Below are 26,234 nucleotides of genomic sequence, written 5' to 3'. Positions count from 1 at the left end.
GATGATTATTTTCTTTGGCTTTTTCGGGGGACCCTTTGCTGCGTAAATCGTTATCTACCCTGCTTGCCGCTCAGCTCATGCTTTGTCTGACGGTTTCCGCCGCCCAGGCCGAGCAAGCTGCTGCCGGGAAGGCCGCCGATACAACTCCTGCGGGCAAGGCCGCTGCCGACAAGGCTGCCGGCGAGCAAGCGGCGGGCGACAAGATCGTAGCGGTCAAGATCAGCGGCAACCACCGCATCGAAACCGCGGCCATCCTCCAGGCCGTGCGCCTCAACGCCGGCGATGTCGCCACCGCCGAGAAGGTCGACGCCGACATCCGGGCCATCTACAAGCTCGGCCACTTCACCGACGTCAAGGCGCAGAGCGAGCCCAAGGACGGCGGTGTCGTCATCGAGTACGTGGTCACCGAAAAGCCGATCGTGCGCGAGGTGAAGATCGAAGGGGCCAAGGAGCTTTCCGCCGACAAGGTGCGCGAGGCGATCGAGATCAAGCCCAACACCGTCTTCTCCGCCAAGGACCTGCAAAAGAGCATCAAGAAGGTGAAGAAACTCTACGCCGACGAGGGGTACTACCTCGCCGAGGTCTCCGGCGACCTGAGCATCCGCTCCGATACCGAGGTCCATGTCATCTTCCGGATCAAGGAAGGGGACAAGGTTCTCATCCAGCATATCGAGTTCGAGGGGAACCACGCCTTCCCCGACAAGAAGCTGAAAAAGACCATGGAGACCAGCGAAAAGTGGTTCCTTTCCTGGCTGACCGGCGCAGGCACCTATAAGGAAGAGGTGCTGAAAAACGACGTCAATCTCCTCACCGAACACTACATGAACAACGGCTATGTCAACGTGAAGGTCGGCGAGCCGAAGGTGGAGCTGCTCCCTGACCGCACGGGGCTCAAGGTGAGCATCGGCATCACCGAAGGGGACCAGTACCGCATCGGCAAGCTCGGCTTCAAGGGGGAGCTCCTCGAGAGCGAGACCGTGTTGAACGAGAAGCTCAAGGAAAAGTCCGGTCAGCTTTTCAGCCGCGCCGACCTGCGCGCCGACGTCTTCGCCCTGACCGACCTCTACGCCGACCAGGGATACGCCTTCGCCAACGCCTCTCCGCTCACCAAGCTCAACCCGGAGAGCCACACCATCGACATTACCTTCGACATGGAGAAGGGGCAGAAGGTCAGCATCGACCGGATCAACATCACCGGCAACGTGAAGACCCGCGACAAGGTCGTGCGCCGCGAACTCCGGCTCGACGAGGGTGATCAGTACAGCTCCACCGCTTTGAAGAAGAGCAAGCAGAACCTGATGAACACCGGCTTCTTCGAGGAGGCGACCATAGCCACCGCCAAGGGGAGCGCCGCCGACAAGCTCGACCTGAACGTCGAGGTGAAGGAGAAGCCGACCGGCACTTTCAGTATCGGCGCCGGTTACAGCTCGCTGGACGGCATCATCGGGCAGGGATCGGTTCAGCAGGCGAACTTCCTGGGCCTGGGACTCAAGATGACCGCGGCTGCATCGCTGGGGAGCAAGTCGCAGACCTACAACCTCGGCCTCACCGATCCCTACTTCATGGACACCAAGTGGACCCTGGGCGCGGACATCTACCGCAACGAGCGGCAGTATCTCGACTACACCCGCAGGGCGACCGGTGGTGACATCAAGGCGGGATACCCGCTCTCCGACACGGTCAGCACCTTCTGGCTCTACAAGTACGAGATCAAGGACATCTTCGACGAGTCTGCCGACCTGCTGAAGAACATCAGCAGCGGCACCGTGCTGGCGCCTGAGACCAAATCCACCACCAGCGCCATCGTGGCCAGCATCTCCAGGAACAGCACCGACTACCGACTGGATCCTTCCACAGGGATGCTGAACACCCTCTCCATCGAGTTCGCCGGCGTGGGGGGTAGCAACCGCTACATCAAGTACATCACCGAGCACACCCTGTTCCACCCGCTGTTCTACGGCGTGGGATCCATCCGCGGCACGGTGGGGTATGTCCAGTCCTACGGCGGCAAAGAGATCCCCATCGACGAAAAGTTCTACCTGGGGGGCATCAGCTCGCTGCGCGGGTATTCCTCCAGGACGGTCAGTCCTTTCAAGGTCACACCGGTCGACGTCGACGACATCACCGGCACCCACGGCACCAAGGACAACCGCGTTTACCTGGGCGGCGCCGTCGAAGCGGTGGCCAACGTGGAATGGTCCTTCCCGCTGCTCAAGGAAGCGGGACTCAAAGGGGTCGTCTTCTTCGATGCCGGCAACTGTGACAACTCCTTCAACAAGACGTTCGGCAACGTGCTGACCAGTTACGGCGGAGGCATCAGGTGGTTCTCGCCGATCGGACCGCTGCGGCTCGAGTACGGCGTGCCCCTCAATCCCAGGGAAGGGATCGACAACAAAGGCGGCAAACTGGAGTTCTCAATCGGCAGCATTTTCTAAATCCAAGTACTGCAAGGAGCAAGTCATGAAACATTTCATCGTCGCAATTTCGCTGATTCTGGCACTTCCGCTGTCGGTACTGGCTGCCGACGGGTCCAAGGTCGGTTCCGTGGACATCCAGAAAGTGCTCTCGCAGTCCGATGCCGGTAAAGAGGCGAAGGACCAGCTGATGCAGAAGGCTTCCAAGTATGAAGCTGAGAAGGCGGCCAAGGAAGCAGAGCTTCTGAAGCTGAAGGGGGAGCTGGAGAGCCAGGGTACCGCGCTCTTGAACGAGTCCGCACGCAGCGCCAAGGACCGTGATTACCAGAAGGGGATGAAGGAGTACCAGCGTTTCCTGAAGGATGCCCAGGACGACCTGCAGCTGAAGAACACCGAGTACACCAACAAGATTCTCGACGAGATCGGCAAGGTGGTCCAGGACTTCGGTCGCAAGAGCGGCTACACCGTCATCTTCAGCAGGGAGACCATGGTCTATGTGGACCCTGCCGCCGACGTCACCGACGCGGTGCTGAAGGCCTTCAACGAGAGCAGGAAGAAATAAGCCGTTCAACGTTCAACGTTCGACGTTAAGACCCTCCCCCCTTGCCGAAGGGGGGCAGGGGCTGCAACCGCACAGTGACGCGGCGCAGTCTTCCTGCCCTTACGAGCTCGGGGGAATTGTCGTTTTGAGAGGCGACAAGTCACGCTGGACGTTGTCTGACGGCACCCACTTTTTCGAACGTTGAACATTGAACGTTGAACGTTTTTTGAGGTTTGCATGAAAAAGACCCTTCGTGAGATAGCAGAACACCTTGGCGGCACCGTCGCCGGGGACGGCGAGATACTGATCGACGGGCTGGCCACCCTGGATGACGCAGGGGAAGGGCAGCTCACCTTCCTTGCCAACCCCAAGTACGCCGGCAAGGTTGCCACCACCAACGCTTCGGCCGTGCTGATGGGGATGGGGGGCAACACCCACGGCAAGAACGCCATCTTCCACACCAACCCCTACCTGGCCTTCGCGAAACTCCTGACCCTGTTCTACACGGCCCCGCCGCCGCGGCTGGGGGTGCTTCCCGGCGCCTTCGTGGCTCCCGGCGCCAAGATCGGGGCGGACGTCACCATCTATCCCGGCGCCAGCGTCGGCCCCGGCGTGACCGTGGGCGACCGCGTCACCCTCTATCCGGGCGTGGTCCTCTACCCCGGCTCCAGCGTGGGCGACGACGTGACCCTCTACGCCAACGTCAGCATCCGCGAGCGCTGCCGTATCGGCAACCGGGTCACCATCCACGACGGCACCGTGGTCGGCTCGGACGGCTTCGGCTACGCCCCCGACGGCAGCTCCTGGTACAAGATCCCGCAGATAGGCATCGTGGTGATCGAGGATGATGTCGAGATCGGCTCCAACGCGGTTATCGACCGCGCGGCGCTGGAAGTGACCCGCATCAAGCGCGGCACCAAGATCGACAACCTGGTCCAGATCGCTCACAACTGCGTCATCGGCGAGGACTGCATGATCGTGTCCCAGGTGGGCATATCGGGCAGCACCCAGCTCGGCAAGCACGTCATCCTGGGCGGCCAGGTCGGCGTCGCGGGGCATCTCAAGATCGGCGACAACGTGATGATCGGCGCCCAGTCGGGCGTCCCGGGTAACGTCGAGCCGAACCAGGTCCTTTCCGGAACCCCGGTCATGCCGCACCGCGAGTGGTTGAAGAGCTCCACCCTGGTCCCCAAGCTCCCCGAGTTCAGGAAGACCCTCTCCGCCCTGGAGAAACGGGTCGCCGAGCTGGAGGAAAAGCTGGCGCAAAAAGGCGCGTAACACTAAACACGATATTTGTCCCCTCCCCCGGAGGGGGAGGGCTAGGGAGGGGGCTTTGCGCGTCCCCCCACCCAATCTCCCCCCTCCAGGGGGAGGAGCACTAGAATGCAATTACTTCGGCTCAAGCCCGACGGGCTTCGCGCCGATGCAAGGAGAGAAATCAGCATGCTCGACATAGTCCAGATTATGGAAATCCTGCCCCACCGTTACCCGTTCCTCCTGATCGACAAGGTCCTCGAACTCGAGCCGGGCAAGCGCGTGGTCGCAATCAAGAACGTCACCATGAACGAGCCCTTCTTCCAGGGGCACTTCCCGGGCTTCCCGGTCATGCCGGGCGTCCTCATCATCGAAGCCATGGCGCAGTCCGCCGCCATCCTGGCCTACACCGCCATGGGCGCGGAAGCCAAGGAGAAGGTGAGCTACTTCATGGCCATCGACAACGCACGTTTTAGAAAGCCGGTGAAGCCGGGCGACACCCTGAGGATAGAGGTGGAGACCCTGTTCAGCAAGCGCGGCATCTGGAGCTGCGGCGCCAAGGCCTACGTCGGCGAAACCCTGATGACCGAGGCGGAACTGAAGGCAACGCTGGGCGACAAGTAGTACACGGAGAATTTTATGATCCACAGCACCGCAATAATCCACCCGGGCGCCAAGATCGCCGAGGGTGTCGAAATCGGCCCGTACGCCGTGATCGGCGAAAACGTCAGCATCGGCAAGGGGACCAAGATCGGTCCGCACGCGGTCATCGACGGCTGGACCGAGATAGGCGAGGCGAACACCATCTTCCACATGGCGTCCGTCGGAGCAATTCCGCAGGACCTCAAGTACCGCGGCGAGAAGACCTGGCTTAAGATCGGCAACGGCAACACCATCCGCGAGTTCGCGAGCCTGCACCTGGGCACCGTCACCGGCGACGGCGAGACCACCGTCGGGGACGGCAACCTCTTCATGGCGTACTCGCACGTGGCGCACGATTGTCACATCGGCAACAACGTGATCATGGCCAATTCCGCGACCCTCGCCGGCCACGTGACCGTCGAGGACTACGCCATCCTGGGCGGGCTCTGCGCAGTGCTCCAGTTCATGCGCATCGGCGCGCACGTGATGGTGGGCGGCATGACCTCCGTTCCGATGGACGTCCCCCCTTACACCATCATCACCGGCGACCGTTCCGAAAGCCGGCTGCGCGGCCTGAACCTGATCGGGCTGAAGCGTCGCGGGTTCTCCGACGAGACCATCTCCAGCCTGAAGAAGGCCTACAAGCTGCTTGCGATGTCCGGGCTGAAGCTTACCGAGGCTGTCGAGAAGATGAAGAGCGACGTGCCGAAATGCCCCGAGGTGGACCACTTCATCGAGTTCATCGAGAGCTCCAAGCGCGGGGTCGCACGGTAAAAGGCAGGTTAAGGTTAAGGTTGAGGTCAAGGAAGATGCTTTTTCTCAACCTTAACCTCAACCTCAACCTGTCTTTAAGAGGTTCTTTTGCAAGAGAAGAAACAATCAGTGATGATCGTCGCCGGTGAGGCTTCCGGCGAGATGTACGGCGCGCAGATCGCGAGCGCCATCCGCGCGCTGTCCCCCGAGACCCGCTTCTTCGGCATGGGGGGCAACTGCATGCGCGAGGCCGGTGTCGAGACCCTGGTCGACGCCAACGTGATGGCCGTGATGGGGCTGGTCGAGGTGGTGGCGCATCTGCCGACCATCGTGAGCGGCTTCACCACCCTGAAGAAAAAACTCCTCACCGATCCCCCCGACCTGTTGATCCTGATCGACTACCCGGACTTCAACCTGCGGCTCGCCAAGGTGGCCAAGAAGGCGGGCATCAAGGTGCTCTACTTCATCTCGCCGCAGGTCTGGGCCTGGAGGAGCCACCGCGTGCACGGCATCGGCCGGGTGGTGGACATGATGGCGGTGCTCTTCCCGTTCGAGGTCCCCTTCTACCAGAAGGCCGGCGTCCCGGTCACCTTCGTCGGGCACCCCCTCCTGGACCTGGTCAAGCCGACCATGAAGCGGGACGAAGCGCTCGCCTCGCTGGGGCTCGACCCGCAGCGCCGCTGCGTCGGACTCTTCCCGGGAAGCCGCCGCTCGGAGCTCCAGAAACTCCTCCCCATCATCCTGGAATCGGCGCGGATTCTGAAGGAGCGCATGCCGGACCTGCAGTTCGTGCTGCCGCGCGCCACGTCCCTCAAGGACGAGGACCTGGCCCCCTACCTCTCCGGCTCGCGGCTCGAGGTGAAGGTGGTCGCCGGGCGCAACCACGACGTGATGAGCGGCTGCGACGCGGTCATCGCCGCCTCGGGGACCGTGGTGATGGAACTCGCCCTGGTGGGGGTTCCCCATGTGATCATCTATAAGATGTCCACGCTGACCTACGAGATCGGGAAGCGGGTCATCAACGTGCCGCACATCGGCATCAGCAACATCGTCGCGGAAAAGCGCATGGTCCAGGAACTGCTCCAGCACGAGGCGGAGCCGGCGCCGATCGCCGACGAGATCGACGCACTGCTGAACCGGCCGGGATACGCCGCTCAGATGCGCGAGGATTTCGCGGCGATGAGAGTAAAGCTTGGTAACGGCGGGGCCCTGGGCCGGGTGGCCCGACTCGCCTTGGAGATGATGAAATGAGCAGTGCAGCACCCGTAAAAACCAACGTATTTCAACGACTGTTAGGCTACAGTCGTCCCTATGGCTGGCGCATCGCGCTCGCCGCGCTCGGCTCGGTCGGCGTGGGCGGCATGGACGGCGCCATGGCCTACCTGGTGGAGCCGGTCCTGAGAAGGATCTTCTCCGGCAAGGAGACGGCCATCTTCGTTTTGCTCCCGCTGGGGATCGTCTTCCTCTACGCCCTGCGCGGCCTGTGCCGCTATACCAACGACTACTTCATCCGCAGTGCCGGTCAGCTCGCCGTCCAGGACGTCCGCAACGACCTCTACGCGAAGAACATGAGCCTCAGCATCGGCTACTTCCACCGCCACGAGACCGGCACGCTGATGTCGCGCGTCCTCTCCGACGTCAGCATGATGCAGGAAGGGGTGGGGCAGGTGATCACCGGCCTGTTCCGCGACGGCCTCTCCGCCGTGGCGCTTCTGGGCGTCATCTTCTACCGTGACTGGCAGCTCGCGCTGATCTCGTTCGTGGTCATCCCGCTCACCGTGGTGCCGGCCAGGAAGATCGGCAAGAGGATCAAGCGCGTGGCGCGCCAGGGACAGGAGAAGATGGGGGATCTCGCCAGCATCCTGCAGGAGACCTATTCCGGCATCAAGGTGGTCAAGGCGTTCGGCCTGGAGGATCGTGAGATCGAGCGCTTCCGGGCGCGCAACCGCGACTTCTACCACTTCACCCGGAAGAACATCAAGTACGAGGGGCTTTCCACCCCGATCATGGAGTTCATCACCTCCTTCGGCATCGCCGCGGTGATCTGGGTCGGCGGCAGCAACGTCATGCACGGCACCAAGAGCGCCTCGGAGTTCTTCTCCTTCATCACCGCCATGGTGCTGGTGTTCAACCCGATCAAAAGGCTCCTGACCGCGTTCAACAACCTGCAGCGCTCCATGGGCGCCGCCGAGCGGGTCTTCGAGGTCATGGACGAGAAGCCGGAGATCGTGGACGCGCCGAACGCCCGCGACCTCGGCAAGGCGCGCGGCGAGGTCGAGTTCCGCGACGTCCGCTTCAAGTACGAGGACGACTACGTGCTGCAGGGGGTGAACCTCACCGCCAAGCGGGGCGAGGTGATCGCCCTCGTCGGTCCCTCCGGTGGCGGCAAGACCACGCTGGTCTCGTTGATCACCCGCTTCTACGATCCGACCGGCGGCCAGGTCCTCATGGACGGCGTGGACATCCGCGAGCGCACCATGAAGAGCCTGCTGGAGCAGATCGCGCTGGTCGACCAGGAAACCATCCTGTTCAACGACACCATCGCCAACAACATCCGCTACGGCAGGATGACCGCGACCGACGCCGAGGTCGAGGCCGCGGCCCGGGCCGCCTTCGCCCACGACTTCATCCAGGAACTGCCCGAGGGGTACCTGACCAACATCGGGGATCGCGGCGTGCGCCTCTCCGGCGGCCAGCGCCAGAGGCTCTGCATCGCCCGCGCGATACTCAAGGACGCGCCCATCCTGATCCTGGACGAGGCCACCAGCGCGCTGGACACCGAGAGCGAGCAGATGGTGCAGCAGGCCCTCAACAACCTGATGCAGAACCGGACCACCTTCGTCATTGCGCACCGGCTCTCCACCATCACCCATGCCGACCGCATCGTGGTGCTCGAGAAGGGGGCGGTGGCCGAGATGGGGAGCCACGAAGACCTGCTCCAGGCCGAAGGGATCTACAGCCGCCTGCACGGCATGCAGTTCAGGGCGTAATTGGGTCTCCTCCCCTCCTCGACGGGAGGGGGAAACGTAAGAATTCATTTTCCTGTCCCGATCAGTGACAATCGTCCGCTGGTACAAGTCCCCCTTTGCGAAGGGGGATTTAGGGGGATTTTGCTTTTGGTTCGGGAGAGGCAAATCCCCCCTGTCCCCCCTTCGCAAAGGGGGGGACGTGATGCCTTGTGCAACCTTGTGGCCAGCTACGGCAAAGCTTCCCCAGAATTTCCGGATGAACCTTCGCAAAGGGGGGAGTGGCCGGTAGCGGAAGATCGTCACCAATCACTTTCCCGTTGGGCGTTTGAGGAATATCGATGCTGAAGCAGTTGCGCTGGTATCTTGAAACCGCATTCTTCCTGGTCATCTCCTTCACAATCGCGCTGCTCCCCAACAGCATCGCTTTGTCGGTAGGACGCTGGTTGGGACGGACCGCTTTCCTTTTCCTGGGGCGGAGGCGCCGGGTCGCCATCACCAACCTGGAAGCGAGCCTTCCTTTCCTGGAGAGCCAGCCGGGGTGGCAAGGAGGCTCAGCCAGGGACATCGCCCGCGGCGTGTTCGAGAACCTGGGCTGCTGCATCGTCGAGGTCTGCAAGATCTACGGGGGGCGGGGCCAGGAGTTGATCGACAACGTCGAGATCCGCGGCACGGAGAATTTTGACGCGGCCTTCGCCAAGGGGAAGGGGCTCATCTTCATCACGGCCCACAGCGGCAACTGGGAACTCTTGGCGCTCGCCTTCGGGGTGCGCAAGCATGATCTCTCGGTGGTGGCCCGACGCCAGGACAACCCCTACCTGAACCGGATGATCGAGCGGATCCGTAAAAGCTACGGTAACGGGCTCATCTATAAGGACGGTGCGCTGAGGGCGATGTTCTCTGCGCTCAAGAAACGCGAGGTGGTGGGGCTGCTCATCGACCAGGCGGTGCAGTCCGAGTGGGGCATTCTTGCCGATTTCCTGGGCCGTCCCGCCTGGACCATGCGCATGCCGTCCCTGATCGCCAGGAAGAGCGGAGCGCCGCTGGTCCCCGCTTTCATCCACCGGGAGGGGAGCAAGAGTGTAATCACCCTGCATCCCGAGTACTTGCTTTCGACGGCAGAGGACCCTGAGGTCGCCGCCGCAGAAGATGCCAAGGGATTGAACCGCTACATCGAGGATTACGTGGTGCAGCATCCCGAACAGTGGTACTGGGTGCACAAGCGCTGGAAGAACGCGCCGCCGGCCGCCTCCAGCCAGACCAAGTAGCCACCTTTGGGGCAACATTCCCTCCCCCGGAGGGGGAGGGTCAGGGAGGGGGCGCGCAGCGGCATTTACAAACAGCTTCCCCCCTCCCAGCCTCCCCCCTCCGGGGGGAGGAGTTTTGACCAAGGATGTTTCTGCAATGATCAACATCATCTACAACCTGCTTTTGTGGCTCATCCTGCCGCTGCTTGTTCCCTACCACGCTTACCGCTCGCTGTCCCGCGGGCGCCGGACCGCCTTCATGGAACGCTTCGGCCGCATCCCGGCCGATGAGCTCCAACTGATCGGCGACGGGGGCGTGGTCTTCGTTCATGCCGTTTCGGTCGGCGAAACCAACGCCGCGCTGCCGCTCCTGAAAGGGATCCGGACCCGCTTCCCCGGCAAGAAGATCGTCATCTCCAACGTCACCGAGACCGGCCGCAGCGTCGCCCAAAAGAGCAAGGCCGCCGATCTCTGCATCTACTTCCCCTTCGACTATCCCTTCGCCGTCCGCTCCGTGCTGGAACTGATCCGCCCGGAGGTCGTGGTCATCATGGAAACCGAGATCTGGCCGAACTTCATCGGAGTCGCGCGCGAGATGGGGATCCCGGTGCTTTTGGCCAACGGCCGCATCTCGGACCGCTCTTTCGGGCGATACCTGCGTCTGTCCTGGTTCTTCCGCCCGGTGCTGCAGCGCATCTCTGCGCTCTGCATGCAGACGCCGGTGGACGCCGAGCGCATCGCGGCGATCGGGGCTCCGGCCGCGGCGGTGCACGTGGGCGGCAACCTGAAGTACGACATCCCGGTGGTCAAGGCGTCGCCTGAGCAGGTGGCCGAGATCAAGGCGAAATACCAGGTCCCCAAGGATTGCTTCGTCTTCGCGGCGGCGAGCACGCACGAGGGGGAGGAAGCGCAGGTCCTGTCGGCCTACCGCGACCTGCTGGCACGCGATCCCCAGAGCTTCCTGATCCTGGCGCCGCGCCACCCGGAGCGCGCCCCCGGCGTTGCCGAGCTGATCAAGAAAGAGGGCTTCCCCTTCCAGTCCCGTTCCGCCCTGGACGGCTCCGGGCCGCTGCCGGAGGGAGGAATCCTGCTGCTGGACACGGTGGGCGAACTGGCCGGTCTCTACCGCGCCTCCGACCTCGTCTTCGTCGGTGGAAGCCTGGTGCCGACCGGTGGTCATAACCCGCTGGAGCCGGCCGCCTGCCAGGTGCCGGTGCTGTTCGGACCGCACATGGAGAACTTCCGCGAGATCGCCGCACTGTTCGTCAAGCATTGCGGCGCGGAGGTGCAGTCCGCCGACCTGGCCGCGCTCAAGACTGAGCTGCTGCGGCTCTCCGCCGACGGCTCGCTTCGGGAAGATCTTGGCCGCCGGGGCGCCGGCATCCTCCTTGAGAGCGCCGGTGCCACTGGCCGCCACCTGGACGTGATGGCCTCCCTGCTGGGGCAAGGAGGAAAACGTGGCTGACCTGGAAACCTATTACCGCGACCTGATGGCGGGTAAGCGCAGCGGCTTGGGCGACAAGTTGCTGCTCGGCCTGCTGCGGCTCTCCTCCCGCCCCTACGCGGGCGTCCTACGGCTGAGGGCGCTCGGGTACCGGCTCGGACTCATCCCCTCGCACCGGCTGCCGCGCCCGGTGGTCTCGGTCGGCAACCTGGTCCTGGGCGGCACCGGCAAGACCCCGACCGTCGCCTGGCTGGCGGCACGGCTTATGAGCCAGGGCAAGCGGGTCTGCGTGCTCTCCCGCGGCTACGGCGGCAGCGCCGAGGGGGAGATCCGCATCGTTTCCGACGGCGAGAAGCTGCTGCTCACTCCCGAAGAGGCGGGCGACGAGCCGTGCCAGTTGGCCGGTATGCTGCCGGGCCTCATGGTGGTAATCGGTTCCAACCGCTATCGCGCGGGGCTCCACGCCCTGGAAAAGCTCAACCCGGACGTCTTCATCCTGGACGACGGCTACCAGCACCTGAAGCTGAAGCGGGACCTGAACCTCCTGCTGCTGGACGCGACGCAACCCTTCGACAACGGCCTCACCCTGCCGGGGGGCTTCCTGCGCGAGGCGCCGGCGGCGGCCGGGCGCGCGGACCTCGTGGTCTGCACCAGGACGCCGGAAGGAGAGGGGGCCTCGCCCCCCGTTCCCGGCAAGCCGACCTGCTGGACAAAGCATCGCCTTTCTGGCATGATCCCGCTCGGCGGCGGCCCCGTCTCCGGCTTCGACGCGGCCCAGGGCCCGCGCGTCATGGCCTTTTCCGGGATCGCGAACCCCGGCGCCTTCTTCGACGGCCTGGAAGCGGTCGGGGTGCGGCCGGTCACCACGCTCTCCTTCCCGGATCACGTGAGCTACGCTGAGCCCGAGATCGCCGCCATTCTCCGGCTGAAGACCGCTTCGCGCTCCACGGTGCTGCTCACCACCCAGAAGGATGCCGTGAAACTGCTGCCCCACGCGGACAAGCTCCCCGGCTGCTTCGCCGTGGTGCTGGAACTGGAGTTCCGGGACTCGCGTCCCCTGGAGGATGCCCTGGCTGCATTGCCCGGCCTCGGCTCCCGGTAATTTAACCTTTAGCGAACTATTCTCATGCGCGTACTGATCATCAAACCATCCTCCCTGGGGGAGGTCATTCAGACCTTGCCGGTGCTCGACTACCTGCATCAGGCGGCTCCGGGCATCGAGGTCGACTGGGTGATCGAGGAAAGCCTGCAGGAACTGCTGGCGGGACACCCGCTGGTAAGCCAACTGCACCCGGTCCCCGCGGCCCGGTGGCGCAGGCACCGCTTCGCCGTGAAAACCTGGCGCGGCATCTCCGCGCTGCAGAAGATCCTTGCCGAGCGCTCCTACGACCTGGTATTCGACCTCCAGGGAGACCAGGTGAGCGGGGTGATCTCCCGCTGCTCCGGCTGTACGGACCGGCTCGGGTTCGAGCGCGAGGCGGTCAGGGAACCTCTCAACACGCTGTGCAACACCCGCCTGATCCCGGTGCGCAGGCAGGAATTCCACGACGTCGACCGCGCCCTGCGCATGGTCAGCATCCCCCTCGCCAAGGACTTCCGCTCCATGGAGCTGGCGAGCCATCTCGAGAGCTCGCCGGAGGACGAAGCCAACGCGGAGGCGCTGCTCGCCACGCTGGCGGACGGGCTGGTTTTCCTGTTCCACCACGGTGCCGCGCAGCCGACCGGAGCGTGGAGCGAAAAGGGGTGGACCGAGCTGGGCAAGGAAGTGCTGGACCGCTTTCACGACGCCTCCATCCTGCTCCCGTGGAGCACGGAAGCGGAGCGCGAGGCCGCGTGTTCCATCTCCGCCGCCGTCGGCCCCGGCTGCCGGGTGCTGGACCGCCTTTCCCTGAAGGGGCTGGTCGCCCTCTTGAAGAAGGTCGATCTCGTTGTGGGTGGGGACGCCGGGTTGGTGCAAATGGCCGCGGCCCTGGGAACCCCGACCGTTTCCTTCTACCGCGGCACCCTCGCCAAGAGGAGCGCGCCGCGCGGCGAGGGGCACGTCGCCCTGCAGTCCCCGATGCACTGCGCGGGCTGCCTGAGGGAACATTGCGACAAGGACGCCAAGTGCCGCGAGAGCATCAAGGTGGAGGCAATGCTCTCCGCCGTGCTGCGCCTGCTGGCGCCGTCGTGCGGGTAAAACTACCCCACCCCCTCCCTTGACGGGAGGGGGCAAGGGGGTGGGTGAAGCTGCAAGCAGTGGAAGACATGGCCAGTTCCCCCACCCCCTCACCCCCTCCCGCAAGGGGAGGGGGGATCCAACGCAGTTCTCCCCGGAATCCTCTGATGGCCCCCGCAAGGGGGGAGGGAGAAATAGGCAAAGAGGTTAATTCGGGCAAGGATGGCGGCAGACGCTGTCCTTGCTCGCTTTTTTGTGGCGTTTCTGCTATGTTGTGCGTTGTTTTGCCCGGAGCCCGTCTAAGGGTGAGGGAGCGATTCAGGCAACGAGGGGCGCGGCAGTGATCGTGCCACTGAAAAGATATTCATATAAATCATCAAGCGAGGGACGAACGTGTTAAAAAATCGCAGCATTCTGGTCACCGGTGGCACCGGGTCGTTTGGCAAGAAATTCGTGGAAACCATTCTCACGGCATGTCCGGAGATCGAGCGGGTGGTGGTCTACTCGCGCGACGAACTGAAGCAGTTCGAGATGTCGCAGCAGTTTTCCCACGACAAGTACAAGCAGATCCGCTACTTCATCGGCGACGTGCGTGACCGCGAGCGCCTCTCCAAGGCCATGGAAGGGATCGACATCGTGATCCACGCCGCGGCCCTGAAGCAGGTCCCGGCCTGCGAGTACAACCCGTTCGAGGCGATCAAGACCAACATCCACGGGGCCCAGAACGTGATCGAGTCGGCCATCGAGCGCGGCGTGAAGCAGGTGGTCGCCCTCTCCACGGACAAGGCCGCCGCCCCGATCAACCTCTACGGCGCCACCAAGCTCTGCTCCGACAAGCTCTTCGTCGCCGCCAACAACTTCAAAGGGAAGCACGACATCAAGTTCTCCGTGGTGCGTTACGGCAACGTCATGGGGAGCCGCGGTTCGGTCATCCCGTTCTTCATGAACAAGAGGAGCTCCGGCGTCCTCCCCATCACCGACGAGCGCATGACCCGCTTCAACATCACCCTCGAGGACGGCGTGAAGCTCGTGCTCTACGCGCTGGAGAACATGTGGGGGGGCGAGATCTTCGTGCCCAAGATCCCGAGCTACCGCATCAACGACATCGCCGAGGCGATCGGTCCCAACTGCAAGCGTGAGGTCGTCGGCATCCGCCCTGGCGAGAAGCTGCACGAAGAGATGATCACCATGACCGACGCCATCTCCACGGTCGAGTTCGAGAAGTACTTCGTCATCCTCCCCTCGATCCCGCTTTGGGACGTGGACAAGTTCGCCGCGGCCTTCAACGGCAAGCTGTGCCAGGACGGCTTCTGCTACAACTCCGGCACCAACAGCGAGTGGCTCAACGTCGAGGAACTGCGCGAGCTGATCAAGGCCCACGTCGATCCGAACTTCACCTACTAGGAGGCAGGGCGTGAAACAGGCACCGATCCCCTACGGCCGGCAGTCCATCTCCGAGGCCGACATCCAGGCGGTTGTTGACGTCCTTCGCTCCGACTGGCTCACGCAAGGGCCGTCCATCGAGCGCTTCGAGCAGGCGGTGGCGCAGTATTGCGGCGCGAAGTACGCGGTGGCAGTGAACAGCGCCACCTCCGCGCTGCACATCGCCTGCCTCGCCGCCGACCTCGGCGAGGGGGACACCCTCTGGACCACCCCCAACACCTTCGTCGCCTCGGCCAACTGTGGCCTGTACTGCGGCGCGGGCGTGGACTTCGTGGATATCGACCCGCGCACCTACAACCTGTCCGCGGCCGAGTTGGAAAAGAAGCTGGTCCAGGCCAAGGCGGCCGCTAAACTCCCCAAGGTGGTGATCCCGGTGCACTTCTCGGGGCAGCCCTGCGAGATGGAACGGATCGCCGCGCTCTCCCGCGAGTACGGCTTCTCGGTCATCGAGGACGCCTCCCACGCCATCGGCGGCAAGTACCAAGGGGAGGCGATCGGCGGCTGCCGCTTCTCCGACATGACCGTGTTCAGCTTCCACCCGGTGAAGATCATCACCACGGCGGAAGGGGGCATGGTGCTCACCAACCGCAAGGACCTCTACGATCGCCTGATCCGCCTGAGAAGCCACGGCATCACCCGCGACCCCGCCTTCATGGAGTGGGAGAGCGACGGCCCCTGGTATTACCAGCAGATCGAGCTCGGCTTCAACTACCGCATCACCGACCTGCAGGCCGCACTCGGCCTGTCCCAGATGACCCGCCTGGACGAGTTCGTGGCGGCGCGGCACCGCCTGGCGGCGCGCTACGACGAACTGCTGGCCCGGTTCCCGGTGGTCACCCCCTACCAACACGCCGACAGCTACTCGGGCCTTCACCTGTACGTGATCCGGCTCAAACTGGATCAGATCGGCAAGAGCCACCGCGAGGTGTTCGAGTCGCTGCGTGCGCAGGGGATCCTGGTCAACCTGCACTACATCCCGGTGCACACCCAGCCTTACTACCGGCGCCTGGGCTTTAAGCCCGGCGACTTCCCCGAGTCCGAGCGCTACTACGCCGAGGCGATCAGCCTCCCCATGTTCTCCAGCCTCTCCGACGAGCAGCAGGACCGGGTGGTCGCCGCGCTCAAAGAGGCGCTGTCGTGAACGTAGCCATCATCCCCGCCCGGGGCGGCAGCAAGCGCATCCCCCGCAAGAACATCAAGGAGTTCTGCGGCAAGCCGATGATCGCCTGGTCCATCGAGGCGGCGCTTGCCAGCGGCTGCTTCAGCCGGGTGCTGGTTTCCACCGACGACGCCGAGATCGCCGAGGTGGCGCGGAAGTTCGGGGCGGAGGTTCCCTTCCTGCGTCCTGCCGAGCTTAGCGACGACCACACCGGCACTATTCCCGTGATCCGGCACGCCGTCGAGTGGGTGGCGAACGAAGGGGAGCGCCCCGAGTACGCCTGTTGCATCTACGCCACCGCCCCCTTCGTGACCCCGGCCGATTTAAAGCGCGGCCTCGACCTGATCCGGGAGGCAGGCTGCTCCTACGCCTTCTCGGTCACCAGCTATCCCTTTCCGATCCAGCGCGCCATCCGTATCGACGGCAACGGCCGGGTCGGCATGTTCGACCCCGCCCAGTTCGGGACCCGCTCCCAGGACCTCGAAGAGGCCTTCCACGACGCGGGGCAGTTCTACTGGGGGAGCGCCGATGCCTGGATCGCCGAGGAGAAGATCTTTTCCGAAAAGGCGGTCTCCGTCCTTTTGCCGCGCCACCAGGTGCAGGACATCGACACCCTGGAAGACTGGCACCGGGCGGAGCTGATGTTCCGGGCCTGGCGCGGGCAGGCACAGTAAAAAATCATCGAGGTGACAGATGCGCCCTGAAGAGTTCAACCTGCGCCCCATCGAAGAGCGTGACCTGGACCTGGTCCTCTCCTGGCGCAACTCCGAGCGCGTGCGCTCCTACATGTACACCGACCATCTGATCGCTCCCGAAGAGCACCGGGCCTGGTTCGCCCGGACCCGCGACGCGGAATTCCCCGCCACCCTCATCTTCGAGTACCAGGGCCGGCCGGTCGGGCTGAAGAGCTTCAACCAGATCGACCGCCACTCCAACCGCTGCCACTGGGGCTTCTACCTGGGTGACGTGGAGCTGCCGCGCGGCTGCGGCACGGTGATGGGCTTTCTCGCGCAGGAGTACATCTTCGAGAAGCAGGGCTTCAGGAAGCTCTGCGCCGAGGCCTTCGCCTTCAATGACGGGAGCATCAAGTACCACACCCGCCTGGGCTTTGCGCAGGAAGGCCGCCTGGTGCAGCACGTGCTGAAGAACGGCCGCTACGAGGACGTGGTCGTTTTCGGCACTTTCAAAGAGAACTGGCTGGCCAACAAGGAAGCGTTGGCGGCAAAGATATTCCGGGAGGGCGCAGCACAATGAGTTCTATCCAGATCGGCGGCAGGTTCATCGGTCCCGACCACGCGCCGTTCATCATCGCGGAGATGTCGGGCAACCACAACCAGTCCCTGGAGCGGGCCCTGGAGATCGTCGAGGCCGCGGCAGCTTCCGGCGCGCACGCCCTGAAGCTGCAGACCTACACCGCCGACACCATGACGCTCGACATCAAGGAAGGGGAGTTCTTCATCGAGGACCCCAAGAGCCTCTGGAAAGGGCGCTCCCTCTACGACCTGTACCAGGAGGCGCACACTCCCTGGGAGTGGCATAAGCCGATCTTCGACCGCTGCCGCGAGCTGGGCCTCATCTGCTTCAGCACCCCCTTCGACGCGAGTTCCGTCGAGTTCCTGGAGGAGCTGGACGCGCCCTGCTACAAGATCGCTTCCTTCGAGAACACCGACCTGCCGCTGATCCGCAAGGTGGCGGCGACCGGGAAGCCGGTGATCATCTCCACCGGCATGGCGAGCCTGGCCGAGCTGGACGAAACCGTGCGCGCGGCGCGCGAGGCCGGCTGCCGCGACCTCGTGCTTTTGAAGTGCACCAGCACCTATCCGAGCACCCCGGAAAACACCAACGCGCGCACCATCCCGCACCTGAGAGACCTCTTCGACTGCGAAATCGGGCTTTCCGACCACTCCATGGGTGTCGGCGTCTCCGTGGCGGCGGTGGCCCTCGGCGCCACGGTGATCGAGAAGCACTTCACCCTGCGCCGTGCTGACGGCGGGGTCGATTCCACCTTCTCGCTGGAGCCGGAGGAACTGAAGAGCCTGGTGGTCGAGACCGAGCGCGCCTGGCAGTCGCTGGGGACCATCAGCTACGGGCCGACCGAGAAGGAGAAGAAGTCGCTGGTGTTCCGGCGCTCGCTCTACGTGGTCGAGGACGTCAAGGCGGGCGAGCCGTTCACGGAAAAGAACGTCCGCGCCATCAGGCCGGGCAACGGTCTCCCCACCAAGTACCTGGAGACCTTCCTAGGCAAGCGCGCGGCGGTCGATATCCGCAGGGGGACGCCACTCTCCTTCGACCTCCTGGGCGGGCTCTAGCACCGGTCATTTTTCCCTCTGCGGCATGGCGTCGCGGACGATGCAACTTTCAGAAAGGGTTTTGAGATTATGGCAATGAGGCTCCTGTGCGTCTCCACATCTAAGAACACTAGCGTGATCTTGCAGAAGATCATGGACCAGTACAAGGACGAGATCGAGTTCCTGCTGCATGTCGGCGACAAGGACTCCGATCTCAAGGCCTCGTCCATGACCAGGATGACGAGGACCAAGGCGGTCGGCAAGACCCATGTCATGGACGGGCAGAAGTTCAACGGCCTCTTGCACTCGGTGATCACCCGGGACGACTTCGAGAAGGACATCTCCATCTTCATCGACCACCTGCATCGCAGGGACGAAAAGTTCTGCTATAAATCTCATAATCTTGCCTGCATGCAGGATTACCTTGACTACTACTACATCCTGTTCGACGTCATGGCCGAGAAGGTGATCGAGAACAACATCACCCACATGCTGTTCTTCAACGTGCCGCACCTGGCCTACGACACGATCCTGTATCAGATCGGCAAGAGCCTCGGCCTGAAGATCGTGATCGTGACCCAGTCGCTGTTCCCGAACAAGTACTTCTCCATGCCCTCCATGGACGCCTACGGCGGCTTCGAACCGAAGCAGCACCAGGCGCCGCCGGCGCACATCGAGAAGAACAAGGAAATCGATCTCTTCTACATGAAGAACGTGAAGCAGGAGCAGGGGCAGACCGGGAAGATCACGACCAAGGCCATCGGCCACATCCTCTCCTTCCTGGCCATCAAGAAACCGTCGTACCTGTTGAACCCCGTCAAGCTGTACGACATCCTGAAGCGCACCAACGACATCTACCGGCGGCTCCCCAAGTGGCGCGACCCGTTCGCACGGTTTTTCCATGTCAACGAGCTGGAGTATTTCGAGCACATCATCCAGTACGAGAAGGCGGAGTACGACCTGGACGTCCCCTTCGTCTACTTCCCGCTGCAACTGCAGCCGGAGATGACCACCTCGGCGCTGGGCGGCTACTTCAGGGACCAGGCGCTCGCCATCGAATGCCTGGCCAGCATCCTGCCGGAGAACGTGAAGATCTACGTCAAGGAGAACCCGAAGCAGGGAGCCTACAACAGGGGACCGCTCTTCTACCACCGCCTGCGCCGCATCAAGAACGTGGTGATTCTCCCCTCGTTCGCCAACACCCACACCCTGACCGACCGTTCCCTCTTCGTCTGCACCATCACCGGGACCGTGGGCTGGGAGGCGCTCATCAAGGGGAAGAAGGCCCTCATCTTCGGCAACACCTGGTACCAGTCCTTCCCCGGCGTGTTCAAGTACGGGGACGCCACCAGCTATGACGAGATCGTCAATTACAAGATAGACCATGCCGAACTGGAGCAGGCCTTCGGCGCGTTGCTCTCCAAGTGCCACGACGGCGTGGTGGACCGGCACTACACCAAGCTGGTCCCCGATTACAACGCCGAGAAGAACGACGAAGGGGTCTGCCCGCTCCTGATGGACCTCCTGAGGGGCAAGGGCGAGTTCACCTTCACCCCCCGCCTCGGGTAGGGCGGAAACAGGCGCCGCCGCTCCGTGAGCGCGGGCGCTTGGATGCCCAAAGCCGGCGCCGGATGCCGGCCTCCTGTTGCAGCCAGTACATATGTGCCATTCCAGAAATCTGGCCGCCCCCCGCGGCATAGGAGGAATCATGAGGAAGATGCTGGTTACCGGTGCCGCCGGTTTCATCGGCTTTCACCTGAGCAAGAGACTTTTGGCCGCCGGCGTCGAAGTGGTCGGTCTCGACAACCTGAACGACTACTACGACGTCAACCTCAAATACGGACGCTTGAAGCAGCTGGAAGAGACCCCCGGTTTCCGCTTCGTCAAGATGGAGCTCTCCGACCGCGACGGGATGGCGGATCTCTTCAAGCGCGAGCAGTTCGACGTGGTGGTGAACCTCGCCGCCCAGGCCGGGGTGCGCTACTCCCTGATCAATCCCTACGCTTACGTGGACAGCAACCTCTCCGGCTTCATGAACATCCTGGAAGGGTGCCGCCATAACGGCGTCAAGCACCTGGTCTACGCCTCCTCCAGCTCCGTGTACGGCGCCAACACCGTCATGCCCTTCTCCGTGCACCACAACGTGGATCACCCGGTCTCGCTCTACGCCGCCACCAAGAAGGCCAACGAGCTGATGGCCCATACCTACTCGAGCTTGTACGGTATCCCCACCACCGGCCTGCGCTTCTTCACCGTGTACGGACCCTGGGGGCGGCCGGACATGGCGCTCTTTTTGTTCACCAAAGCGATACTCGAGGGACGTCCCATCGACGTCTTCAACTACGGGAAGATGCAGCGCGACTTCACCTTTGTCGACGACATCGTCGAGGGTGTCACCCGCGTCATCGACAACGTGCCGGCCAAGGACTCCACCTGGAGCGGCGCCCATCCCGACCCGGGCACCAGCTACGCGCCGTACAAGATCTACAACATCGGCAACAACAACCCGGTCGAGCTTTTGAGGTTCATCGAGGTGCTGGAAAAGGCGCTGGGCAAGGAAGCGCAGAAGAACCTGCTTCCGATCCAGGCCGGCGACGTTCCGGCCACCTATGCCGACGTGGACGACCTGATGCGGGACGTCGGTTTCCGCCCCGCCACCTCCATCGAGGACGGCATCAACCGCTTCGTCGCCTGGTACCGCGAGTTCTACGGGCTTTAATACCTCCCGCTCCTCCCCCCAGCGGGGGGAGGTTGGGAGGGGGGTGCTCTGATTTCCCCCTCCCTGTCCCTCCCCCTCCAGGGGAGGGGACGACGCTGCCTCAGCATCATCAAGAGCCAATCTCATCAAAGCTGCAGAAAGGATCGCTGTGAAATACCGGCCACTCGATTTTTCTGGTGTCAGCACCTACCCGATAGCGTCCCGTAAGAACAAGATGAACGTGCAGGAGCACTTCGCCAAGCCGGTCAAGCCCGGCATGACCGTCGCAGAGCTTTTGGCCGCCATGCCCGATCAGCTTGGTTCCCAGGCGTTGAACGGCGTCATCGACGCCGTCGTCGCCGCCCGCGCCAAGGGGAAACCCGTGGTGTTGGCCATGGGCGGGCACGTCATCAAGTGCGGCCTCCAGCCCGTGCTCAAGTCTCTCATCGACGCCGACGTGATCACCGCCGTGGCCTTGAACGGCTCCGGTTCCATCCACGACTTCGAGATCGCCCTGATTGGCGCCACCAGCGAGGACGTCGGCGCCGTCCTGCATGCCGGGAATTTCGGTATGGCCGAGGAGACCGGCGCCCAGATCAACGAGGCCCTGAAGCAGGGCGTAGCAAAGGGGCTCGGGCACGGCGAATCGCTGGGGCGGATGATCCTCGAGCGTGGCCTGCCCTATCGAGAGCAGAGCCTGATGGCCGCGTGCGTTCAGAAAGGGATTCCGGTCACCGTGCACGTTGCCATCGGTACCGACATTACCCATCAGCATCCCTCCGCCGACGGCGCCGTTTTGGGCGCCGCGAGCTTCACAGATTTCCGGATTTTCACCTCCGTCGTTTCCGAGCTGGGAGACGGCGGCGTCTATCTCAACATCGGCAGTGCCGTCTTGTTGCCCGAAGTGTTCCTGAAGGCCCTCTCCATCGCGCAGAACTTGGGGCACCACGTCGACCGGTTCACCACCGCCAATTTCGACATGCAGCAGCACTACCGGCCGCTCACCAACGTGGTCAAGCGTCCCACCTCCGGCGCCAGCCGCGGCTACACCGTCACCGGGCATCACGAGATCATGCTGCCGCTGTTGGCAGCAGCAATACTCGACAGAATCTAAGGCCGTTCAACGTTCAACGTTCGACGTTAACTTCTACACTGCTTTACCTGTACCGGAGGTGGCGACGTGAGAATACAGCGGTTCGAAGATGTTGATTCGTGGAAAGAAGCACGGCTGTTGGTGAGCGAAGTCTACCAACACCTTGGCGGGTGTAGGGACTACGGATTTCGTGACCAGATCCAAAGAGCTGCCGTTTCGGTGATGTCCAACATTGCAGAAGGATTTGATCGAGGAGTAACAAAGAGTTCATCCAGTATCTCATAATCTCTCGTGGGTCTCTCTCGGAAGTCAAAAGCCTCGCGTATGCGGGACTCGATATCGGTCATCTTGATCAAAAGAATTTCGAAACGGTGATGAAGCGGTGCAACAGAATAAGCAATATTTTAAACGGGTTTATCAGGTTCCTGAAAAGCAGCCAGCGTAAGGCCTAGACTTGGCTTAGCCCTTTTTTTACTGGTACAACGTATTTTTGCAGTAAAACTTTAGCCAAAGATGCCGATTGAACATTGAACGTTGAACGTTGAACGGCTTTAGGAGACTGCATGGATAGACGTGAAGTAGAATCCTTTTTCGAACGCGCCGCGACCGTGCGCGCCCTGGTCGTCGGCGACCTGATGCTGGACGAATACCTCTGGGGACGCGCGGAACGGATCTCGCCGGAGGCGCCGGTGCAGGTGGTCGAGGTGGCGCGCGAGGACCTGCGCCTGGGTGGCGCGGGTAACGTGGTCAACAACCTCGCGGCCCTTGGCTGCCGGGTCGCGGTCGGCTCGGTGATCGGCACGGACGAAAACGGCCAACTCCTGCGCCACGCCCTGGAGGAAAAAGGGACGGATGTGGACGGGCTGGTCGAGGACCCCGAGCGGACCACCAGCAAGAAAACCCGCGTCATCGCCGCCAACCAGCAGATCGTCCGCATCGACCGGGAGATGCGCTCGTCGATCGGCGCCGCCAGCGAGAAGGCGCTGCTCGATTACCTCCTCACCCACCTCCGCGAATTCGACGTGGTGGTGGTCTCGGACTACCTGAAGGGGGTACTGACGCCGACGCTCCTCGCCGCGCTCTGCCGCAAGGGACGGGAGCTCGGTGTGCCGGTGGTGGTCGATCCCAAGGGGGACGACTTCGCCAAGTACTGCGGCGCCACCGTGCTCACCCCCAACCGCAAGGAGGCCGAGGTCGCCTCGGGGATCGCCATCACGGACCAGGCCTCGCTGGAACTCTCCGCTGCCAAGATTCTCGCCAATCTGGAGCTCGACGCCCTCCTCATCACCCGCAGCGAGGCCGGGATGTCGCTCTTCCCGGCCCGGGGGGAGGCGGTGCACATCCCGACCGTGGCCCGCGAGGTGTACGACGTGACGGGCGCCGGCGACACGGTGATCTCGGTTCTCTCGCTCGGGCTTGCCTGCGGGCTGACGCTCGCGGACGCGGCCTGGGTGGCCAACGTGGCCGCCGGCATCGTGGTCGGCAAGCTGGGGACTTCGACAGTTTCCCCGCGCGAGATCATCGCGGAGGTCGGCCACTCGCTCGGCGACAGCGACTCCAAGATCAAGAACCCCGACGTCCTCGTCCACCTCGTGGCCCGGGAGCGCGCACGCGGCAAAAAGGTCGTCTTCACCAACGGCTGCTTCGACCTGTTGCACGTGGGGCACGTGAAGTACCTGCAAAAGGCCCGGGAGCTGGGCGACATCCTGGTGGTGGGGCTCAATACCGACAACTCGGTGCGCCGGCTCAAGGGGGAGGGGAGGCCGCTCATCGAGGAGAAGGAGCGGGCCCACATCCTGGCGGCCCTGGGGTGCGTCGACTACGTGGTGCTCTTCGACGAGGACACCCCGCTCGCGTTGATCGAAGCGCTCCGCCCGGCCATCCTGGTCAAGGGGGGGGACTACAGCGTGGACCAGGTGGTCGGGCGCGAACTGGTGGAATCCATGGGAGGACGGGTCGCGCTGATCGAGTTCGTCGACGGACGTTCCACCAGTCGCATCATCGACAAGATCCTCTCCTCCAAATAAAATTTCGGCGCTGGTTGTCATCCCACCGCCGCGTGCTATTCATATTGGATCAAATCTAACGGAGGCCTCATGAAGAAGGCATTTATCACCGGAATCACCGGTCAGGATGGTTCCTACCTCGCCGAACTTCTGCTTTCCAAGGGGTACGAGGTGCACGGCATGATCCGCCGCTCCTCCTCCTTCAATACCGGCCGCATCGATCACATCTACCGTGACCCCCACGAAGCGGACACGCGGCTGTTCCTCCATTACGGCGACCTCAACGATGCCAGCTCGATCAACCGCCTGCTGCGCGAGATCCATCCCCACGAGATCTACAACCTGGGTGCCCAGAGCCACGTGCGCGTCTCCTTCGACGTTCCGGAGTACACCGGCGAGGTGGATGCCCTCGGGGCGGTGCGCCTCCTGGAGGGGATCCAGGAAGCGGGGATCACGACCCGCTTCTACCAGGCCTCCTCTTCCGAGCTCTACGGCAAGGTGCTGGAGACGCCGCAGAGGGAGACCACTCCCTTCTACCCGCGCTCCCCCTACGCCTGCGCCAAGGCCTACGCCTTCTACATCACGGTGAACTACCGTGAAAGCTACAACATGTTCGCCTGCAACGGCATCCTGTTCAACCACGAGTCCCCGCGCCGCGGCGAGACCTTCGTGACCAGGAAGATCACCCGGGCGGCCGCACGCATGAAGCTCGGGCTGCAGGACCGGCTCTACCTGGGCAACCTGGAGGCGAAGAGGGACTGGGGCTTCGCGGGCGACTACGTCGAGGCGATGTGGCGCATGCTCCAGGCGGACCGCCCCGACGACTACGTGGTGGCCACCGGCGAGACCCACAGCGTCAGGGAATTCGCCGAGCAGGTCTTCGGCAGTCTCGGCATGGAGCTCGCGTGGAAGGGGGAGGGGGAACGGGAGCAGGGGGTCGACGTCAAGACCGGCAAGGTGCTGATCGAGATCGACCCGCGCTACTTCCGCCCGGCCGAGGTCGACCTGCTTTTGGGGGACGCCACCAAGGCCAGGCGCGAGCTCGGCTGGGAGCCGAAGACGAGCTTTAGGCAGCTGGTCAAGATGATGACCGACTCCGACCTCGCCATCGCGGAACGGGAGCTCAGAGCCGATGGAAAATGACGCCAAGATCTTCGTAGCCGGACACCGCGGCCTGGTCGGCTCCGCCCTGGTGCGGGAGCTGGAGCGCCGGGGGTACAACAACCTGGTCCTGCGCAAGAGCTCCGAGCTCGACCTGCGTGACCAGGCGGCGACGCGAGCCTTTTTCGAGTCGGAGCGTCCGGAGTACGTGTTCCTGGCGGCGGCCAAGGTGGGCGGCATCGTCGCCAACAACAGCTTCCCCGCCGACTTCATCTACGACAACCTGATGATCCAGAACAACGTGCTGCACTCAAGCTACCTGGCCGGGGTCAAGAAACTGCTGCTGTTGGGCTCCACCTGCATCTATCCCAGGCTCGCCCCGCAGCCGATCAAGGAGGAGGCCCTGCTCACCGGGCCGCTCGAGCCGACCAACGAGCCCTACGCCATCGCCAAGATCGCCGGCATCAAGATGTGCCAGTCCTACAATCGCCAGTACGGGACCCGGTTCATCTGCGCCATGCCCACCAATCTCTACGGCCCCAACGACAACTTCGACCTCACCACCTCCCATGTGCTCCCCGCCCTCATCCGCAGGTTCCACGAGGCCAAGGTGGCCGGGGCGACGACCGTCACCATCTGGGGGACCGGCACCCCCTACCGCGAGTTCGTCCACGTTGACGACGTCGCCGGCGCCTCCTTGTTCCTGATGCAGCAGTACGAGGGGGGGGACCCGGTGAACGTCGGCAGCGGCCAAGAGCTCACCATCGCCGACTTGGCCCACAGGATCGCCGCGGTGGTCGGATTTGTCGGCGAGATCCTCTACGACAAATCCAAGCCCGACGGCACCCCCAGAAAGCTCTGCGATGTGAGTCGCATTCACGAGCTGGGGTGGCGGCATAAAATCGAGCTCGACCAGGGGCTCGCCGACACCTACGCCTGGTACCTCGCCAACCGCTGCTGACACTGTATCTTCTTCCGACAGGTCCAAGCGCCGCCGGCCCGTTTTTCAGCTCGGGGCAGGCGGCGC

Annotated in this window: 22 protein-coding genes and 1 pseudogene; all 23 read left to right on the top strand. The window is 63.3% G+C overall.

What is annotated here, in order from left to right:
• Positions 1-35: 35 nt before the first annotated feature.
• The 23 genes and pseudogenes from bamA (at position 36) to fcl (ending at position 26,168) form a co-directional block, all read left to right on the top strand.
• Entirely contained in the window at positions 36-2,435 is a 2,400-nt protein-coding gene (bamA, locus tag KP004_RS16070) for an outer membrane protein assembly factor BamA (RefSeq protein WP_437178132.1), read from the top strand.
• 25 nt (positions 2,436-2,460) lie between these two features.
• Positions 2,461-2,976, top strand: coding sequence for an OmpH/Skp family outer membrane protein (locus KP004_RS16065; protein ID WP_216799448.1), 516 nt, complete (start codon positions 2,461-2,463; stop codon positions 2,974-2,976).
• A gap of 216 nt (positions 2,977-3,192) precedes the next feature.
• Entirely contained in the window at positions 3,193-4,233 is a 1,041-nt protein-coding gene (gene lpxD, locus KP004_RS16060) for a UDP-3-O-(3-hydroxymyristoyl)glucosamine N-acyltransferase (protein WP_216799447.1), read from the top strand.
• A gap of 165 nt (positions 4,234-4,398) precedes the next feature.
• Positions 4,399-4,833: a 3-hydroxyacyl-ACP dehydratase FabZ gene (fabZ, locus tag KP004_RS16055; protein ID WP_216799446.1), complete on the top strand. Its 435-nt coding sequence runs from the start codon at positions 4,399-4,401 to the stop codon at positions 4,831-4,833.
• 15 nt (positions 4,834-4,848) lie between these two features.
• A complete protein-coding gene (lpxA, locus tag KP004_RS16050) occupies positions 4,849-5,625 on the top strand; it encodes an acyl-ACP--UDP-N-acetylglucosamine O-acyltransferase (RefSeq protein ID WP_216799445.1) in 777 nt (258 codons plus the stop codon).
• Positions 5,626-5,736: 111 nt separating this feature from the next.
• Positions 5,737-6,855, top strand: coding sequence for a lipid-A-disaccharide synthase (lpxB, locus tag KP004_RS16045; protein WP_216802655.1), 1,119 nt, complete (start codon positions 5,737-5,739; stop codon positions 6,853-6,855).
• Positions 6,852-8,594 carry a lipid A export permease/ATP-binding protein MsbA gene (gene msbA, locus KP004_RS16040; RefSeq protein WP_216799444.1) on the top strand — a complete coding sequence of 581 codons (1,743 nt, stop codon included), beginning with the start codon at positions 6,852-6,854 and terminating at the stop codon, positions 8,592-8,594. The genes lpxB and msbA overlap by 4 nt, the downstream gene beginning before the upstream one ends.
• Positions 8,595-8,911: 317 nt before the next feature.
• A complete protein-coding gene (locus KP004_RS16035; protein ID WP_216799443.1) occupies positions 8,912-9,838 on the top strand; it encodes a lysophospholipid acyltransferase family protein in 927 nt (308 codons plus the stop codon).
• A gap of 136 nt (positions 9,839-9,974) precedes the next feature.
• Complete coding sequence (locus tag KP004_RS16030; protein ID WP_216799442.1) at positions 9,975-11,282, top strand: 3-deoxy-D-manno-octulosonic acid transferase; 1,308 nt, start codon at positions 9,975-9,977, stop codon at positions 11,280-11,282.
• 25 nt (positions 11,283-11,307) lie between these two features.
• A complete protein-coding gene (gene lpxK, locus KP004_RS16025) occupies positions 11,308-12,363 on the top strand; it encodes a tetraacyldisaccharide 4'-kinase (RefSeq protein ID WP_216802652.1) in 1,056 nt (351 codons plus the stop codon).
• A 24-nt stretch (positions 12,364-12,387) separates the two neighbouring features.
• Positions 12,388-13,440, top strand: a complete 1,053-nt coding sequence (gene waaC / locus KP004_RS16020) for a lipopolysaccharide heptosyltransferase I (RefSeq protein WP_216799441.1) — start codon at positions 12,388-12,390, stop codon at positions 13,438-13,440.
• Between the two features lie 372 nt (positions 13,441-13,812).
• Complete coding sequence (gene pseB, locus KP004_RS16015; protein ID WP_216799440.1) at positions 13,813-14,823, top strand: UDP-N-acetylglucosamine 4,6-dehydratase (inverting); 1,011 nt, start codon at positions 13,813-13,815, stop codon at positions 14,821-14,823.
• A 10-nt stretch (positions 14,824-14,833) separates the two neighbouring features.
• Positions 14,834-16,003 carry a UDP-4-amino-4,6-dideoxy-N-acetyl-beta-L-altrosamine transaminase gene (gene pseC / locus KP004_RS16010; RefSeq protein ID WP_216799439.1) on the top strand — a complete coding sequence of 390 codons (1,170 nt, stop codon included), beginning with the start codon at positions 14,834-14,836 and terminating at the stop codon, positions 16,001-16,003.
• Complete coding sequence (pseF, locus tag KP004_RS16005; protein WP_216799438.1) at positions 16,000-16,695, top strand: pseudaminic acid cytidylyltransferase; 696 nt, start codon at positions 16,000-16,002, stop codon at positions 16,693-16,695. The genes pseC and pseF overlap by 4 nt, the downstream gene beginning before the upstream one ends.
• Before the next feature lie 19 nt (positions 16,696-16,714).
• The gene (gene pseH / locus KP004_RS16000) at positions 16,715-17,275 is read left to right on the top strand and encodes a UDP-4-amino-4,6-dideoxy-N-acetyl-beta-L-altrosamine N-acetyltransferase (protein ID WP_216799437.1); all 561 of its coding nucleotides are present in this window, start codon (positions 16,715-16,717) and stop codon (positions 17,273-17,275) included.
• On the top strand, positions 17,272-18,330 hold the full coding sequence (gene pseI, locus KP004_RS15995; protein ID WP_216799436.1) for a pseudaminic acid synthase: 1,059 nt from the start codon (positions 17,272-17,274) through the stop codon (positions 18,328-18,330). Before pseH ends, pseI begins: the two co-directional genes overlap by 4 nt.
• Before the next feature lie 114 nt (positions 18,331-18,444).
• Positions 18,445-19,878 carry a capsular polysaccharide export protein, LipB/KpsS family gene (locus KP004_RS15990; protein WP_216799435.1) on the top strand — a complete coding sequence of 478 codons (1,434 nt, stop codon included), beginning with the start codon at positions 18,445-18,447 and terminating at the stop codon, positions 19,876-19,878.
• A 139-nt stretch (positions 19,879-20,017) separates the two neighbouring features.
• Complete coding sequence (locus KP004_RS15985; RefSeq protein ID WP_216799434.1) at positions 20,018-21,028, top strand: NAD-dependent epimerase; 1,011 nt, start codon at positions 20,018-20,020, stop codon at positions 21,026-21,028.
• A gap of 148 nt (positions 21,029-21,176) precedes the next feature.
• The gene (locus KP004_RS15980; protein WP_216799433.1) at positions 21,177-22,121 is read left to right on the top strand and encodes a GSU2086 family protein; all 945 of its coding nucleotides are present in this window, start codon (positions 21,177-21,179) and stop codon (positions 22,119-22,121) included.
• 66 nt (positions 22,122-22,187) lie between these two features.
• Positions 22,188-22,552: pseudogene (locus KP004_RS21510) on the top strand (four helix bundle protein).
• 111 nt (positions 22,553-22,663) lie between these two features.
• Positions 22,664-24,127, top strand: coding sequence for a bifunctional D-glycero-beta-D-manno-heptose-7-phosphate kinase/D-glycero-beta-D-manno-heptose 1-phosphate adenylyltransferase HldE (gene hldE, locus KP004_RS15970; protein WP_216799432.1), 1,464 nt, complete (start codon positions 22,664-22,666; stop codon positions 24,125-24,127).
• Between the two features lie 69 nt (positions 24,128-24,196).
• Positions 24,197-25,249 carry a GDP-mannose 4,6-dehydratase gene (gene gmd, locus KP004_RS15965; protein WP_216799431.1) on the top strand — a complete coding sequence of 351 codons (1,053 nt, stop codon included), beginning with the start codon at positions 24,197-24,199 and terminating at the stop codon, positions 25,247-25,249.
• On the top strand, positions 25,239-26,168 hold the full coding sequence (gene fcl / locus KP004_RS15960; protein WP_216799430.1) for a GDP-L-fucose synthase: 930 nt from the start codon (positions 25,239-25,241) through the stop codon (positions 26,166-26,168). The genes gmd and fcl overlap by 11 nt, the downstream gene beginning before the upstream one ends.
• Positions 26,169-26,234 lie beyond the last annotated feature (66 nt).

Origin of the sequence: Geomonas oryzisoli, assembly GCF_018986915.1 — a bacterium.
GTDB lineage: Bacteria > Desulfobacterota > Desulfuromonadia > Geobacterales > Geobacteraceae > Geomonas > Geomonas oryzisoli.
The sequence above is the reverse complement of the archived record's forward strand: the minus strand, read 5'-3'. Positions and strand labels throughout refer to the sequence as shown.

What these genes read in the sequence shown, in the direction of transcription:
- KP004_RS16065 (WP_216799448.1), top strand. Translation starts at nt 2,461, where the DNA reads ATGAAACATTTCATCGTCGCAATTTCGCTGATTCTGGCACTTCCGCTG.
- lpxD (WP_216799447.1), top strand. Translation starts at nt 3,193, where the DNA reads ATGAAAAAGACCCTTCGTGAGATAGCAGAACACCTTGGCGGCACCGTC.
- fabZ (WP_216799446.1), top strand. Translation starts at nt 4,399, where the DNA reads ATGCTCGACATAGTCCAGATTATGGAAATCCTGCCCCACCGTTACCCG.
- lpxA (WP_216799445.1), top strand. Translation starts at nt 4,849, where the DNA reads ATGATCCACAGCACCGCAATAATCCACCCGGGCGCCAAGATCGCCGAG.
- lpxB (WP_216802655.1), top strand. Translation starts at nt 5,737, where the DNA reads ATGATCGTCGCCGGTGAGGCTTCCGGCGAGATGTACGGCGCGCAGATC.
- msbA (WP_216799444.1), top strand. Translation starts at nt 6,852, where the DNA reads ATGAGCAGTGCAGCACCCGTAAAAACCAACGTATTTCAACGACTGTTA.
- KP004_RS16035 (WP_216799443.1), top strand. Translation starts at nt 8,912, where the DNA reads ATGCTGAAGCAGTTGCGCTGGTATCTTGAAACCGCATTCTTCCTGGTC.
- KP004_RS16030 (WP_216799442.1), top strand. Translation starts at nt 9,975, where the DNA reads ATGATCAACATCATCTACAACCTGCTTTTGTGGCTCATCCTGCCGCTG.
- lpxK (WP_216802652.1), top strand. Translation starts at nt 11,308, where the DNA reads ATGGCGGGTAAGCGCAGCGGCTTGGGCGACAAGTTGCTGCTCGGCCTG.
- waaC (WP_216799441.1), top strand. Translation starts at nt 12,388, where the DNA reads ATGCGCGTACTGATCATCAAACCATCCTCCCTGGGGGAGGTCATTCAG.
- pseH (WP_216799437.1), top strand. Translation starts at nt 16,715, where the DNA reads ATGCGCCCTGAAGAGTTCAACCTGCGCCCCATCGAAGAGCGTGACCTG.
- pseI (WP_216799436.1), top strand. Translation starts at nt 17,272, where the DNA reads ATGAGTTCTATCCAGATCGGCGGCAGGTTCATCGGTCCCGACCACGCG.
- KP004_RS15985 (WP_216799434.1), top strand. Translation starts at nt 20,018, where the DNA reads ATGAGGAAGATGCTGGTTACCGGTGCCGCCGGTTTCATCGGCTTTCAC.
- hldE (WP_216799432.1), top strand. Translation starts at nt 22,664, where the DNA reads ATGGATAGACGTGAAGTAGAATCCTTTTTCGAACGCGCCGCGACCGTG.
- gmd (WP_216799431.1), top strand. Translation starts at nt 24,197, where the DNA reads ATGAAGAAGGCATTTATCACCGGAATCACCGGTCAGGATGGTTCCTAC.
- fcl (WP_216799430.1), top strand. Translation starts at nt 25,239, where the DNA reads ATGGAAAATGACGCCAAGATCTTCGTAGCCGGACACCGCGGCCTGGTC.